The organism is Bradyrhizobium sp. SZCCHNS2022, assembly GCF_032377575.1.
In the GTDB taxonomy this organism is placed as follows: domain Bacteria; phylum Pseudomonadota; class Alphaproteobacteria; order Rhizobiales; family Xanthobacteraceae; genus Bradyrhizobium; species Bradyrhizobium aeschynomenes.
This window is the reverse complement of the sequence record NZ_JAUHHZ010000001.1, coordinates 654,317-668,220: the sequence shown is the minus strand read 5'-3', so window position 1 is coordinate 668,220 and position 13,904 is coordinate 654,317. Positions and strand designations below refer to the sequence as shown.

At 65.9% G+C, this 13,904-nt stretch carries 13 protein-coding genes; 9 read left to right on the top strand and 4 right to left on the bottom strand.

The genetic code is table 11. The features are described from left to right. Positions 1-123 precede the first annotated feature (123 nt). The 6 genes from QXZ94_RS02915 (at position 124) to QXZ94_RS02890 (ending at position 7,492) form a co-directional block, all read left to right on the top strand. Positions 124-900: an SDR family oxidoreductase gene (locus QXZ94_RS02915; RefSeq protein WP_315719158.1), complete on the top strand. Its 777-nt coding sequence runs from the start codon at positions 124-126 to the stop codon at positions 898-900. Between the two features lie 78 nt (positions 901-978). Continuing rightward, positions 979-2,403 carry an amidase gene (locus QXZ94_RS02910; protein ID WP_315719157.1) on the top strand — a complete coding sequence of 475 codons (1,425 nt, stop codon included), beginning with the start codon at positions 979-981 and terminating at the stop codon, positions 2,401-2,403. Positions 2,404-2,586: 183 nt separating this feature from the next. After that, positions 2,587-3,912 carry an MFS transporter gene (locus tag QXZ94_RS02905; protein ID WP_315719156.1) on the top strand — a complete coding sequence of 442 codons (1,326 nt, stop codon included), beginning with the start codon at positions 2,587-2,589 and terminating at the stop codon, positions 3,910-3,912. Positions 3,913-3,953: 41 nt separating this feature from the next. Continuing rightward, complete coding sequence (locus QXZ94_RS02900; protein ID WP_315719155.1) at positions 3,954-4,616, top strand: sulfite oxidase-like oxidoreductase; 663 nt, start codon at positions 3,954-3,956, stop codon at positions 4,614-4,616. Positions 4,617-5,006: 390 nt separating this feature from the next. Then, positions 5,007-5,372: a hypothetical protein gene (locus QXZ94_RS02895; RefSeq protein ID WP_315719154.1), complete on the top strand. Its 366-nt coding sequence runs from the start codon at positions 5,007-5,009 to the stop codon at positions 5,370-5,372. 902 nt (positions 5,373-6,274) lie between these two features. After that, positions 6,275-7,492 (top strand): bifunctional alpha/beta hydrolase/OsmC family protein, encoded by a 1,218-nt coding sequence (locus QXZ94_RS02890; RefSeq protein ID WP_315719153.1) that lies wholly within the window; start codon positions 6,275-6,277, stop codon positions 7,490-7,492. Positions 7,493-7,671: 179 nt separating this feature from the next. Here the strand turns inward: QXZ94_RS02890 and QXZ94_RS02885 are convergent, their stop codons facing one another. Further along, positions 7,672-8,718 carry a YeeE/YedE family protein gene (locus QXZ94_RS02885; protein ID WP_315726057.1) on the bottom strand — a complete coding sequence of 349 codons (1,047 nt, stop codon included), beginning with the start codon at positions 8,716-8,718 and terminating at the stop codon, positions 7,672-7,674. Between the two features lie 242 nt (positions 8,719-8,960). Here QXZ94_RS02885 and paaI point away from each other — a divergent pair, with 242 nt between their 5' ends. The 3 genes from paaI to QXZ94_RS02870 all read left to right on the top strand — a co-directional run bounded on the left by paaI (position 8,961) and on the right by QXZ94_RS02870 (position 11,238). Further along, positions 8,961-9,422, top strand: coding sequence for a hydroxyphenylacetyl-CoA thioesterase PaaI (gene paaI, locus QXZ94_RS02880; RefSeq protein ID WP_315719152.1), 462 nt, complete (start codon positions 8,961-8,963; stop codon positions 9,420-9,422). A 20-nt stretch (positions 9,423-9,442) separates the two neighbouring features. Beyond that, positions 9,443-10,765, top strand: coding sequence for a phenylacetate--CoA ligase PaaK (gene paaK, locus QXZ94_RS02875; protein ID WP_315719151.1), 1,323 nt, complete (start codon positions 9,443-9,445; stop codon positions 10,763-10,765). A 149-nt stretch (positions 10,766-10,914) separates the two neighbouring features. Beyond that, positions 10,915-11,238 carry a GIY-YIG nuclease family protein gene (locus tag QXZ94_RS02870; RefSeq protein WP_315719150.1) on the top strand — a complete coding sequence of 108 codons (324 nt, stop codon included), beginning with the start codon at positions 10,915-10,917 and terminating at the stop codon, positions 11,236-11,238. 156 nt (positions 11,239-11,394) lie between these two features. Here the strand turns inward: QXZ94_RS02870 and paaE are convergent, their stop codons facing one another. The 3 genes from paaE to paaC all read right to left on the bottom strand — a co-directional run bounded on the left by paaE (position 11,395) and on the right by paaC (position 13,850). Beyond that, positions 11,395-12,474, bottom strand: coding sequence for a 1,2-phenylacetyl-CoA epoxidase subunit PaaE (paaE, locus tag QXZ94_RS02865; protein ID WP_315719149.1), 1,080 nt, complete (start codon positions 12,472-12,474; stop codon positions 11,395-11,397). Between the two features lie 102 nt (positions 12,475-12,576). Next, a complete protein-coding gene (gene paaD, locus QXZ94_RS02860; protein WP_315719148.1) occupies positions 12,577-13,080 on the bottom strand; it encodes a 1,2-phenylacetyl-CoA epoxidase subunit PaaD in 504 nt (167 codons plus the stop codon). Then, positions 13,074-13,850, bottom strand: a complete 777-nt coding sequence (paaC, locus tag QXZ94_RS02855) for a 1,2-phenylacetyl-CoA epoxidase subunit PaaC (RefSeq protein WP_315719147.1) — start codon at positions 13,848-13,850, stop codon at positions 13,074-13,076. The genes paaD and paaC overlap by 7 nt, the downstream gene beginning before the upstream one ends. Between the last annotated feature and the right edge of the window lie 54 nt (positions 13,851-13,904).

Genomic DNA, 13,904 nt, shown 5'->3' with positions numbered 1-13,904 from the left:
ATCGCCTGAATGGACCAAACGGCCGACGAGCGCAACGCTGCGGTGCAAGATTGACCGCATGGCTGACGCGCAAGACAATCGCACAAGCCAAACCGGTCTCCTCTTCATCCAGCGAGAGTTGTCATGGACCTTCATCTGCGCGGCAAGCGCGTCCTCATCACCGGCGCCTCCAAGGGCATCGGCGCCGCGGCGGCCGAGGCCTTTGCCGAGGAAGGCTGCCACGTCCGCCTCGCCGCGCGCAGCGCCGACCGCCTGTCGGCGCTGGTGGAGCAGCTCCGGTCGAAGCATCAGATCGACGCGGCGGCGCATGTGGTCGACCTGCGCAAGTCCGAGGATGTCACGCGGCTCGCGCAGGAAGCCGCGGACATCGACATCCTCGTCAACAATGCCGGCGACATTCCGGGCGGACCGATCGACAGGATCGACGAGGCGACCTGGAGGCATGCCTGGGATCTGAAGGTGTTCGGCTTCATCAACCTGGCGCGGCTGGTCTACGCCCAGATGAAGGCGCGCGGATCGGGCGTGATCATCAACGACATCGGCGCCGCTGGCGAGAAGTTCGACGCCAACTACATCTGCGGCAGCGCCGGCAATGCGGCGCTGATGGCCTTCACCCGCGCGCTCGGCTCCAAGAGCCTTGCCGACAACATCCGAGTCGTCGGCATCAATCCCGGCCCTGTCGGCACCGACCGCCACGTGACCCTGCTGAAGACCCGCGCGAGGCAGCAGTTCGGCGACGAGAGCCGCTACACGGAATTCCAGAAAGGTCTCCCGCTCGGCCGCCCGGCGTATCCGCGCGAGATCGCCGACCTGATGGCGTTCCTCGCGTCCGACCGCGCCGGCTACACCTCCGGTGTGATCTATACCGTCGATGGCGGCATCAGCGCAGGGTGGGGTTGATCGCCGCGACCTTCCCACGTCGCCGCAAACGTGATCTACAACGTCGCGCCGGACGCTTGCCATCAGGAGAACCGCACTTTGGCCGACCAGGGATTGATCCGCGAGACCGCCTGCACCGTCGTCGACAAGTTGAAGGCCGGCGAGGTCACGCCGCTCGATTGCCTCGATGCGCTGGAAGCGCGCATTTCAGCCGTCGACGGCAAGGTCAATGCGCTGCCGACGCTGTGCTTCGACCGCGCCCGCGATCATGCCAAGGCGCTGATGAGCAAGCCCGCCGGTGCGCGCGGTCTGCTCGCAGGCCTGCCGGTCCCGATCAAGGACCTCACCGATGTTCAGGGCGTGCTCACCACGCAGGGCTCGCCGATCTTCAAGGACCGGATTCCGGAACGCTCCGATCTCATGGTCGAGCATCTCGAAGCCAATGGCGGCGTGATCTACGCCAAGTCGAACACGCCGGAGTTCGGCGCCGGCGCCAACACCTTCAACGAGGTGTTCGGGGCCACGCTCAATCCCTGGGACACATCGCGCTCGGCCGCCGGCTCCTCCGGCGGCGCCGCGGTGGCGCTGGCCACCGGCATGGCCTGGCTGGCGCATGGCTCGGACATGGGCGGCTCGCTGCGCAATCCCGCGAGCTTCTGCGGCATCGTCGGCCTACGCCCGAGCTTCGGCCGCGTCGCGCATACGCCGGCGGTCGCCGTCGATCGCAATCTCGGCGTCCAGGGCCCGATGGCCCGCAATGTCGAGGACCTCGCGCTGCTGCTGGACGCGATGAGCGGCGAGCACGCCGCCGACCCGATCTCGCTGCCCTCGCCCGCGACCTCGTTCCTGGCGGCGGCCCGCTCCGGCAACAAGCCGGTGCGCGTCGCCTATTCGCCCGATCTCGGCATCACGCCGGTCGATCCCGAAGTGATTGCAGTGACCCGCAAGGCGGCGCAGCGCTTCGCTGAGCTGGGCGTCATCGTCGAGGAGGCGCATCCGGATTTCAGCGAGGCGCATGAATGCTTCCATGTGCTGCGCGCGCTCGACTTCGCGATGAGCAAGCAGGAGCTGCTGCGCACCAAGCGCGAGCAGTTGAAGCCCGAGGTGATCTGGAACATCGAGGAAGGACTGAAGCTCTCGGTCGCGCAGATCGCGCGCGCGGAGGCGCAGCGCGTGGCGATCACCGCACGCGCGGTAAAATTCTTCGAGACCTATGATCTGCTGCTGGCGCCGGCGACGATCGTGCCGCCCTTCCCGGTCGAGAACCGCTACGTCGCCGAATGCGCGGGGCACAAATTCGACAACTACGTGCAGTGGCTCGGCATCGTCTATGCGATCACGCTGGCCTGCTGCCCGGCCCTGTCGCTGCCCTGCGGCTTCACGGCATCGGGGCTTCCGGTGGGGCTGCAGGTGATCGCGCGGCCGCGCGCTGACGCCAAGCTGCTCGCCGGCGCCAAGGTGCTGGAGGACATCCTCGGCATAGCCAGCTCGACCCCGATCGATCCGCGCGCCCCGAAAAGCTGATCCGATCAGGGGCCTGGTTCGAGACGCCCGTCTTCTGGCGGGCTCCCTCAGGGGCGGCAGGTCTGCTTTGATTTGCGCCGAGTTCCATGCGCTGAACATGGGACCCATGTCCGTTATCGGCTGTTGGCAATTCGGGCGGCTGCCGTAGAAGGGCCGCAAACCACGCTTGCCCGGAGACCGGATATGACAGACCAGGCGATCGAGCCTGCCGTAGAGCCCGCTACGACGTTCAGCGACGTCGAGCGGCGCATCAAGGCCATCCTGATCGGCTCCGCCGGCAATCTGGTCGAATGGTACGACTTCTACGCCTACACGGCATTCGCCTTGTACTTCGCGCCGGCTTTCTTCCCGTCGAAGGACCCCGTCGTCGAGCAGCTCAACGCGGCCGTGGTGTTCGCCGCGACCTTCCTGATGCGCCCGCTCGGCGGCTGGCTGTTCGGCTACCTTGCCGACCAATATGGCCGCAGGCTGTCGCTGACGGTCTCCGTGCTCTGCATGTGCTTCGGCTCGCTGATCATCGCGGTGACGCCGACCTACGCCACCATCGGCATCGCCGCGCCGATCATCCTGGCGCTCGCCCGCGTCATCGAAGGCCTCAGTCTCGGCGGCGAATACGGCGCCAGCGCCACCTATCTCTCGGAGGTCGCCGACGCCAGGCATCGCGGCTTCTATTCCAGCTTCCAATACGTGACCCTGATCGGCGGCCAGCTCACCGCGATCATCGTGCTCCTGCTGCTCCAGAAGGTGTTTCTGACCACAGACGAGCTGAAGGCCTGGGGCTGGCGGATCCCGTTCTTCATCGGCGCGGGCCTTGCGATCTTTGTCGCGGTGATGCGGCGGAACCTGCACGAGACCGAGGCTTTCGTGGAGGCCAAGAAGAAAGCCGGTCCCTCCGGCTCGATGGCCGCACTATTCAAATATCCCCGCGAGCTCCTGCTCGTCGTCGGCCTCACCGCCGGTGGCACCGCCGCGTTCTACACCTTCACGACCTACATGCAGACTTTCGTGAAGCTGTCGGTCGGCCTGACCGAGGACCAGACCACGATGGTGATCTTCGGCTCGCTGCTGTTCGCCTGCGTGCTGCAGCCGCTGTACGGCGCGATCTCGGATCGCATCGGCCGCAAGCCGCTCTTGATCTTCTTCGGCATCGCCGGCACCTTGTCGACGATCCCGATCCTGACGGCACTGAAGGGCACCAAGGAGCCGTTGACAGCCTTCCTGCTGATCTGCGGCGCCTGGATCTTCACCGCCGGCTACACCTCGATCAATGCGGTCGTGAAGGCCGAGTTGTTCCCGACCAACGTCCGCGCGCTCGGCGTCGGCCTGCCCTACGCGATCACCGTGTCGCTGTTCGGCGGCACCGCGCCGGCGATCGCACTCTACTTCAAGAGCATCGGGCACGAGACCTGGTTCTATTATTATCTCACCGGCGTGATCTTCCTGTCGCTGCTCATCTATGCGACCATGCGCGACACCAAGCATGCATCCGCCATGCACCGGCATGACTAGAGCCGCGTGAATGAACCGCACGACCCTGACGAGGTGCTGACATGGCCGACGAGTCCGGGCTGCCGCCCGAGAGCAAGCTGACCCGCAGCAAGGAGCGCTGGGCGCGCGAGGGCAAATTCCTGACCGGCCGCATCGTCAGGCCGGAGGACCAGCGCCTGCCGCCCGGCCAGCATCTGACCCGCGACTGGCCAGTGCTCGATCTCGGCCTGACGCCGACGGTCACGTCCGAGCGCTGGCGGCTCGATGTCTATGGTGCGGTGGAAAATCCGCTGTTCTGGGATTTCGCGGCCTTCCGCGCCCAGGAGCAGCGCCAGTTCGTCTCCGACATCCATTGCGTCACGACCTGGTCGCGCTACGACAATCAATGGGAGGGGCTGGCGACGCGCGACCTGCTCGCCGCCTGCCGGCCGCGCGACACCGCCAATTTCGTCGTTCTGCATTCGTATGACGGCTACACCACCAACCTGACGCTCGAGGATTTCGCCGCCGAGGACGCGCTGCTCGCGCACAGCTGGTCCGGCGCGCCCCTGACACAGGAGCATGGTGGCCCGGTCCGCGTCGTGGTGCCGCATCTGTATTTCTGGAAGAGCGCGAAATGGCTGAAGGCGATCGAGTTTCTCGAGGCCGACAAGCCCGGCTATTGGGAGGTGCGCGGCTATCACAACCGCGGCGATCCCTGGACCGAGCAACGCTATTCGGAGTGACGGCCTTCGCTAACGCCGAACTGACGGAGCCGTAGGGTGGGCAAAGACGCGAAACGCGTCGTGCCCACCATCATCCTGCCGAAAGAACGTGGCACGTTTGGCTTCACCGTCCGGGACCGAGTTCATTGCAAATATCCGAGCGCGGCTGCGCGATACAGCGCCCTATCCCCTTGTGGGCCCCTTGTGGGAGAGGGCATCTCCGGCCTATCCAGTCACTCGGTCGAGTGAGGGGTGTCTCACCACGGATACCTTGCTTGCGGACACATACCCCTCACCAAACCGGGCCTGCCGCTCTTTCCTACATGCCCTCTCCCGCAAGGGGAGAGGGCGCAATCACGACCAGCGGGCTGACGATCTGATCGTCATGTCCAAACGTGCCAGAGACCCAGCATGGAGTTCACCTCAGAGACCGGCAAGATCCCCAAGGGCTACGGGTATCTGCTCAAGCCGAGCGTCATCCTCGCCGCATTGACCGCAAGGGATCTCGGCGGCATTCGCATCCATCTCGTGCGCAGCCACGGCCGGCGTCTGTTCGATGCGCGCTATCGGCCGCCGGACGGCGACATTCCCTATGAGCGTCTCAACATCAAGGTCGGCACCGCGCACGAACGCGACCTGCCCCCGCTTCGCCGGCAGGCGAAGGACGAAGCGCTGCCGGCGCTGGTCCAATGGATTTCCGATCTCGTCGCGCAGGACCTGCCGACGGCGATCCGGAACGGCGAACAGGTCATCGAGCTGATCCCTCAGCGGGAGTGATACTTCGCGTGCGAGATTGTCGGTCAGTCAGACCGCAGATCAATCGCATGGAGAGATAATGGGCTGTCTCAACGAACGATCCCGTCAGTGAGTTACTCCGTCATGCCCGGGCTCGTCCCGGCCATGACGATGCGGAGACAGGCGCGCGCAAGCCCTGCCGAAATTTGCTCTTGACGATTTCTGAAAATCGTGATTTACTCCCCGTCATCCCGCCTCGTTGCAGAGGGACGTATCGCGATCGTCACGGACGTGGAGCGCGGGATGCGGTGGGCGCGACGGGGCGCAGCGTGGTTATCCATGCGGACGAACGATCCGGTGCGCACGGCGAAATCGTGTGGTCTTGACGCCGCGGCGCTGGCGTCAAATCGCGGTGCAATGACGTGCATCGCGGTGACGGGGGCAAGACAGCCGTTCCCCGGAGAGAGCACGTATAAGCCGTTCCAACCATTGCGCAGGGAAGGCCGGGATGTCCTTAAGCCGAACCTGTGGTACCTGCCGCCTGCATTTTTTCCGCAGGCGGGCCATGGGGGCGGCAGGCTCCCGACCTTCCCTGCGCCCTCTCGCTCGTGAGAGGCGCGACGATCTCAAAGCTCGGGCCGTGCAGGCCGCGAGATGGCGTCATCGTATCTGTAGCTGATGCAGCGCAGGGTGTCGTTGCTGATGTCTTGGCGTCATTGCTGAGCCCCTGGATCGCTTCGCTTGCGCTCGCGATGACGGAGTTTGTGAAGCGTCCGCTGCCCGCCACGGCCGTCATTGCGAGCGCAAGCGACGCAATCCAGAGGCCGCACGAAGGGTGCTGATCGGTTCCACTCACCGGCACATGCAGGCCCGATCTGATATACGACAATGTGAGACGACGCAGCGTCTCCGCCGCGAGCGGACGCACCGATGGGAGACCAACCATGCCGACCGAACGTTTCCAGTTTCAAGGCGCAAGCGGCGACAAACTGTCTGCGGCCCTCGACATGCCCGACGGCGCGCCGCGCGCCTATGCGCTGTTCGCGCATTGCTTCTCCTGCGGCAAGGACACCCATGCGGCGCGGCGCATTGCGATGGCGCTGACGGCGTATGGCATCGCCGTACTGCGGTTCGACTTCACCGGCCTCGGCTCCAGCGAGGGCGACTTCGCCAACACGACGTTCTCCTCCAACGTCGCCGACCTCGTCCGCGCCGCCGATCATCTGCGCGAGACAAAACAGGCGCCGGCGATCCTGATCGGCCACAGCCTCGGCGGCGCCGCGGTGCTGGCTGCGGCCGGCGACATGCCGGATGCGAAGGCCGTCGTGACGATCGCCGCCCCGTCCGATCCGGCCCATGTCACCGACATGTTCAAGGACAGTCTCGAGGCGATCCGCCGCAACGGCTCGGCCGAGGTCTCGCTCGCGGGCCGCCCGTTCCGCATCAGCAGCTCCTTCCTCGACGACGTTGCCGAGCAGCGTCTGCTCGACAAGGTCAAACATCTGCACAAGGCGCTCCTGGTGATGCATTCGCCCGTCGACGACACCGTGGGCATCGACAATGCGACCCACATCTTCGTCGCCGCCAAGCACCCGAAGAGCTTCATCTCGCTGGACCATGCCGACCATCTCATCAGCAACAAACTGGATGCCGCCTATATCGCCGAGGTGATCGCGGGCTGGGCCAGCCGCTACGTCGCGCCCGCGGCCGTCCCGCCCGCGGCCACGGATGGTCCACGCGATGTCGTCGTGCGCGAGACCCGCTCCAGCAAGCTGCAGCAGAGCATCGCGCTCGGCCCGCACCGACTGACGGCCGACGAGCCGATCTCGGTGGGTGGCCAGGACACCGGCCCCGGCCCCTATGATCTGCTGCTCGCCGCGCTCGGCGCCTGCACGTCGATGACGATGCGGCTCTATGCCGATCGCAAGCTCCTGCCGCTCGACCGGATCACCGTGACCCTCCGCCACAGCAAGATCCACGCGGAGGACTGCGCGGAGTGCGAGACCAGGGTCGGCCTGATCGACCAGCTTGAGCGCGAGATCCATCTCGACGGCGCACTCGACGAGGAGCAGCGCAAGAAGCTGATGGAGATCGCCGACAAATGCCCGGTGCACCGGACGCTGACATCGGAAATCCGCATCGTCACGCGCGCGGCGGAGTGAGCGTTCGATCGCGTCCCACCCACCGTCATTCCGGGGCAAGGCCGACAGGCCTTGAACCCGGAATCCCGAGATTGTCTTGCGTTCTTGTCCGGCCCTCTCGAGATTCCGGGTTCAATCGTCGATGCACTCGCGCGCATCGACGATTGCCCCGGAATGACGGTGGGGGTGACGGAGTTGAACTAATGCGCCGGCTGCGGTTCGGTCTTCAACGGCCTCACCCGCAGCGCCCCACGCAATCCCGCCGCCGTACCGGTGAAAATGCCGCCGATCGCTACGAACGATGGCAGCGCCAGGGTCGACAGTCCCGTGAGCCCCTGCCCGACCGAGCAGCCCAGCGCCATGACGCCGCCGATCCCCATCAGCGCGGCGCCGCCGGCCGAGCGCAGCATATGATGCGGCGAGTGGAAGCCTTCGAGCTTGAAGCGGCGCGTGACCAGCGCGGTCACGAGGCTGCCGGCCAGCACGCCGGCCACGGTGGCAATGCCGAAGCTCACCGTCGATCCGGTCGACAGCATCACATATTGCAGGGCATCGGCAATCGGTGCGACGAAGGTCAACGAGGCCACCGGTACCGGGTTGAAATCGTCGGCGCCAAGATACCCGGTTGCAAACCAGCCCGCGGCGATCAGCAGTCCGACGATGAGACCGGCGAGCATCTGGCCGGGCGCGCGCCGGAACGGCGCATGCGCAAAGGCGAAGACGAGCAGCGCGCAACTGAGCGCGAGCGCCGGCAGCAGCCGCGCCGGCGCGCCGTGCAGGCCACCGACCGAGAGCAGCGCGGGGAGCGACGTCGCCGTTGCCGTTGTCTGGGACGTCTGCATCAGCGCGATGCGCAGCGGCGCGATCAGCCCCTTCAGCGTCATCTCCGCCGCGACCGCCAGCACAATCACCACGACGAAGGAGCGCAGATTGCCGCGGCCAAGCAGTACCAGCGCCCGCGAGCCGCAGCCATTCGCCAGCACCATGCCGTAGCCGAACAGGACACCGCCGGCGAACATCAACGGCAGCGAGAAGGTCGACTGCAGGTAGATCGACTTGCCGAGATCGACGGCGCCATTGGCCGCGAGCAGCTGCGTGGCGATCACCGCAACGCCCATCGCCAGCGCGTAAGTTCGCACCAGACGGCCGTCGCCGGCGGCCCACCAGCCGCGCAGGCTGCTCATCATGCAGAAGCCGCTGAGCAGCCCGACCACGCCATAGACGAGGCCAATCCCCAGACCGGCCATGATGGCCACATCAGCAGTTTCCGGCACGCGCGGCAGTCCTTCTGGTTGCGGAAAAGAGGCGGCGGCACGCTGGCTGCGCAAGCATCGCTTTCGCTTGACGCGCGCGGAATATTCGCCACGATATCGCGCTTAACTAGTTCAGAATGCTTGTTCCAACAAGCATCAGCGGGAGAGAACGCCGTGGTTTCACCAGCGCATCCTCATGCGCCGATTCTGGCCGCTGCGCGGCCGGAGGCCCGCCCATGAGCGGAGCGGCGCAACTCTCTCCCGACGCCCTCGCCCGGGCCTGCGCGGACGCGATGTGGCAGGACGATCGCGCCAGCCAGGGGCTGGGCATGCAGATCGTCGAGATCGGTCCGGGCCGCGCGACCCTGCAGATGACGATCCAGCCGCACATGGTCAACGGCCATGGCATCGCCCATGGCGGCTTCATCTTCACCTTGGCCGATTCCGCCTTCGCATTCGCCTGCAACTCCCACAACGACCGCACCGTGGCGGCCCAGGGCAGCATCAGCTTCATCCGGCCGGGCAAGCTCGGCGATGTCCTGACCGCCCGTGCGCACGAAGTGTCGCGCAGCGGGCGCTCCGGCATCTACGACGTTCGCGTCGCCGCAGGCGAGACCGTCATTGCCGAGTTTCGTGGCCATTCCCGCAGCATCGGCGGCACGCTGGTGCCGGCCGGTACGCCCGAAGCTGCAAGCTGATCCGCCGAAGGACCTGACCCATGACGCAGCATCAATCACCCGGCTCTTACGTGCCCGAGATGGACGCCACCGAGCGCGCCTCGCGTGATGAGATCATGGCGCTGCAGACCAGGCGCCTCGCCTGGTCGCTCAAACACGCCTATGACAACGTCGCCCATTACCGCCGCGCGTTCGACGCCGCCGGCGTGCATCCCTCGGACTTCCGCGAGCTCGCCGACCTCGCCAAGTTTCCGTTCACGGTGAAGACCGACCTGCGCGACAACTACCCGTTCAACATGTTCGCCGTGCCGCGCGAGCAGCTGGTCCGGGTGCACGCCTCCTCGGGCACGACCGGCAAGCCGATCGTCGTCGGCTACACCAAGAACGACATCGCGACCTGGTCGACCGTGATGGCCCGCTCGATCCGCGCCGCCGGCGGCCGCGGCGGCATGATCATCCACAATGCGTATGGCTACGGCCTGTTCACCGGCGGCCTCGGCGTCCACTACGGCGCCGAGCAGCTCGGCTGCACCGTGGTGCCGATCTCCGGCGGCATGACCGAGCGGCAGGTGCAGCTGATCAACGATTTCCGCCCCGAGATCATCACGGTGACGCCGAGCTACATGCTGGCCATCCTCGACGAGTTCAGGCGCCAAGGCCTCGATCCCCGGCAGAGCTCGCTGAAGATCGGCATCTTCGGCGCCGAGCCCTGGACCAACGCGATGCGCGCCGAGATCGAGGATGCGTTCGCGATGGATGCCACCGACATCTACGGCCTGTCCGAGGTGATCGGTCCGGGCGTCGCGCAGGAGTGCCTGGAGACCAAGGACGGGCTGCACATCTGGGAGGACCATTTCTACCCGGAGATCGTCGACCCCGACACCGGCAAGGTGCTGCCCGACGGCGAGATGGGCGAATTGGTGTTCACGTCCCTGACTAAGGAGGCTTTCCCGATCATCCGCTATCGCACCCGCGACCTGACGCGGCTATTGCCCGGCACCGCCCGGCCGGGCATGCGCCGCATGGAGAAGGTCACGGGACGCTCCGACGACATGATCATCCTGCGCGGCGTCAATTTGTTCCCGTCGCAGATCGAGGAGATCCTGCTGACCACCGAATGGTGCGGCGGCCATTTCATGCTCGAGCTCACGCGTGAAGGCCGCATGGACGAGCTGACGATCTACGCGGAGTCCCGGCCGGAGCATTGGGACGAGACGGGGTTAAGCGAGCACGCGGAGCGGATCTCGATCCACATCAAGAACACCATCGGCGTGACAGCGAAGGTGAAGGCCGTGCCGCCGGACACACTGGAGCGCTCGGCGGGCAAGGCGAAGCGGATCAAGGATCGGCGGCCGGTGGCGTGACTTGCGCGGACCGCGCAATGCAGCTCCTCATGGTGAGGAGCGCCGCAAGGCGCGTCTCGAACCATGAGGCCACAGCTTGGGCCTCGCCCTTCGAGACGCCCGCCTCCGGCGGGCTCCTCAGGGTGAGGAGAAGCAGCGAGGGAAAAACCATGACCGAAGGCGCCTATCTCTACATCCTGCTCTGCGCCGACGGCCGTCTCTACATCGGAACCACACGCACGTCGCTGGAGCTGCGCCTGGCCCAGCACAATGACGGAAGCTTCGGCGGCTACACGTTGACACGGCGTCCAGTCCAACTGATCTACTCGCAATGGTTCGAGCGGATCACGGATGCCATCGAGAACGAGCGCCGCCTGAAGAAATGGACCCGCGCCAAGAAGGAAGCTTTAATTCGTGGCGATCTCGATGCGCTGCAGGCTCTCTCTGCACGCAGAACGACTTTTGAGGAGGCGCGCGACTCCGAAAAGCCATGAAAGCGACTAACCCGCACGAACAACTCGATACCCTCATGGTGAGGAGCACCGCAGGCGCGTCTCGAACCCTGAGGCCACAGCCCGGGCCTCACCCTTCGAGACGCCCGCCTCCGGCGGGCTCCTCAGGGTGAGGAGTAGCAGTGGCGGGCCTTCCCCTCACATATGATCGTAATCCACCACCACCCGCTCCGTCACCGGCTTCGCCTGGCACGTCAGCACGAAGCCAGCCTGCAATTCCCACGGCTCGAGCGAGTAGTTCAGCTCCATCTCGGCCTTGCCCTCGACCAGCTTGGCGCGGCAGGTGGAGCACATGCCGCCTTTGCAGGCGAACGGCAAATCGACGCCGGCACGGAGTGCGGCGTCGAGGATAGCCTCGCCGTCGGCGACCGGGACCTCGCGGCGCTTGCCGTCGATGATCAGGGCGGCGATCGCCTTGGGTGGCGCGGTGTCAGGAACGACCATCTTCGGTCGCGGCCTGCCGCCGGCGCCGGAGACGAAGCGCTCGACATGGACGCGCTCGTCGGCGATGCCGAGCGCGCGGCAGGCGGCCTCGATGTCCTCGCTCATCCCGGTGGGGCCGCAGATGAAGACGTGGTCGACGCTCTCGGCCGGCACCAGCGAGCGCAGCAGCATGCGTACCTTCTCGCCGTCGAGGCGGCCGTGCAGGATCGGCAGGTCCTGCTCCTCGCCGGAGATGACGTGGAACACCGAGAAGCGCTGGAGGAAGCGATCTTTCAGCTCCTCCAACTCCTCGCGGAACAGCATGCCCGCGGTGGTGCGGTTGCCGTAGAACAGGAAGAAGCGGCTGTCGGGCTCGCGGGCCAGCACAGCTTTGACGATCGACAGGATCGGCGTGATGCCCGATCCCGCCGCGAAGCCGACATGGGTGCGCGCCGCCTCCGGCTGCAGCGCCACGCCGAAACGTCCGGTCGGCGTCATGACGTCGATCTGGTCGCCACGCTTCAATTCGTCGGTGACGAAGCTTGAGAACGCGCCGCCATCGACGCGCTTCACGGCAATGCGAATCTCATTATCGTCGGGGCCGGAACAGATCGAATAGGAGCGGCGGACCTCTTCGCCGCCGAGCGTGGTCTTCAGCGTGAGATATTGTCCCGGTGCGAACTGATAGTCCGCTGTCAGCTCGCTCGGAATCGCAAACGTCAGCGACACCGCATCAGGCGCCTCGCGGCGCAGGTCACGGACAGCAAGACGGTGGAAGCGCGGCGTTGTCGACATCGGTTCTATCCCCGCGTCATTGCGAGCGAAGCGAAGCAATCCAGAGCCGCGTGCGCAGCACTGGATTGCTTCGCTTCGCTCGCAATGACGGCTGTGGCTGCATCAGTGGCACTTGAAGTAATCGAACGGCTCGCGGCACGACTTGCAGCGCCACAATGCCTTGCACGAGGTCGAGCCGAACTCGGCCAACTGCTCTGTATCGACCGAGCCGCATTGCGGACACGCGACCTCGGCGACGCCGAACAGCGCCCGCCGGCCGCTCGTGGCTTGCGGCGGCGCGATGCCGTAATCGCGCAGCTTGCGGCGCCCTTCCTCGCTCATCCAGTCGGTGGTCCAGGCCGGCGACAGCACGGTGCGCACGCTGGCCTCGCGAAAGCCGGCGCGCTCCAGCGCGAGCTCGATCTCCAGTGCGATCATGTTCATCGCCGGACAGCCGGAATAGGTCGGCGTGATCGCGACCTCGACGCGGTCGCCGACCACCTCGACCTCGCGCAGCACGCCGAGATCATCGATCGTCAGCACCGGGATTTCCGGATCGGCGACCGACGCCGCCGCGTCCCAGGCACGCTGGCGCAACTCGGCCGGGCTGGTGTCGGCGACTACCACGTCGCACCGGGGAAGCTGCGCTGCATGTATTGCAGCTCGCTGAGGAGATGGCCGAGATGCTCGCTGTGCCGCCCGTCGCGGCCGCCCTGCTGCATCCAGTCGTTCTCAGGCAGCACCAACGACGCCTCGCGCACGACGTGCGTGACGATCGACAGCCATTCCGGCAACAGCATCGTCGGATCGATCGCGACGCCGGCATCGATCAGGCCACGCTCGGAGTCGTCGACGCTGAACATCTCGCCGGTATACGCCCAGAGATCGTCGACCGCGGCCTGCGCACGGCGGTGGCTCTCGTCGGTGCCGTCACCGAGCCGGATCACCCATTCGCTGGCATGGCGTAGATGATAGGCGCATTCCTTCTCCGACTTGGCCGCGATCGCCGCGAGCGTCGCATCGGTGGAGCCCATCATGCCGCGCCAATACAGATCGGCGAACGCCGCGTAGAACAGCTGCCGCACCATCGTGTGTGCGAAATCGCCGTTGGGACGCTCGACCAGCAGCAGGTTGCGGTACTGCCTGACGTCGCGGAGATAAGCGAGCTTGTCCTCGTCATGGCCGCGGCCCTCGACCTTCGCCGCATAGCCGTAGAGCTCGCGCGCCTGGCCGATCAGGTCGAGCGCCATGTTGGACAGCGCCATGTCCTCTTCGAGCACCGGCGCATGGCCGCACCATTCCGACAGGCGATGGCCGAGGATCAGCGCATCATCGGCGCGACGCAAGGTGTACAGCACCAGCGGCGTTTCGGAGACGGTGATCGAGGGAGCGGTCATGACGTTTCGCCTCTGAAGCCACGCATTCGACCTCATCCTGAGGAGCCCGCCGCA

What these genes read in the sequence shown, in the direction of transcription:
- QXZ94_RS02915 (WP_315719158.1), top strand. Translation starts at nt 124, where the DNA reads ATGGACCTTCATCTGCGCGGCAAGCGCGTCCTCATCACCGGCGCCTCC.
- QXZ94_RS02905 (WP_315719156.1), top strand. Translation starts at nt 2,587, where the DNA reads ATGACAGACCAGGCGATCGAGCCTGCCGTAGAGCCCGCTACGACGTTC.
- QXZ94_RS02900 (WP_315719155.1), top strand. Translation starts at nt 3,954, where the DNA reads ATGGCCGACGAGTCCGGGCTGCCGCCCGAGAGCAAGCTGACCCGCAGC.
- QXZ94_RS02895 (WP_315719154.1), top strand. Translation starts at nt 5,007, where the DNA reads ATGGAGTTCACCTCAGAGACCGGCAAGATCCCCAAGGGCTACGGGTAT.
- QXZ94_RS02890 (WP_315719153.1), top strand. Translation starts at nt 6,275, where the DNA reads ATGCCGACCGAACGTTTCCAGTTTCAAGGCGCAAGCGGCGACAAACTG.
- QXZ94_RS02885 (WP_315726057.1), bottom strand. Translation starts at nt 8,718, where the DNA reads ATGGCCGGTCTGGGGATTGGCCTCGTCTATGGCGTGGTCGGGCTGCTC.
- paaI (WP_315719152.1), top strand. Translation starts at nt 8,961, where the DNA reads ATGAGCGGAGCGGCGCAACTCTCTCCCGACGCCCTCGCCCGGGCCTGC.
- paaK (WP_315719151.1), top strand. Translation starts at nt 9,443, where the DNA reads ATGACGCAGCATCAATCACCCGGCTCTTACGTGCCCGAGATGGACGCC.
- QXZ94_RS02870 (WP_315719150.1), top strand. Translation starts at nt 10,915, where the DNA reads ATGACCGAAGGCGCCTATCTCTACATCCTGCTCTGCGCCGACGGCCGT.
- paaE (WP_315719149.1), bottom strand. Translation starts at nt 12,474, where the DNA reads ATGTCGACAACGCCGCGCTTCCACCGTCTTGCTGTCCGTGACCTGCGC.
- paaC (WP_315719147.1), bottom strand. Translation starts at nt 13,850, where the DNA reads ATGACCGCTCCCTCGATCACCGTCTCCGAAACGCCGCTGGTGCTGTAC.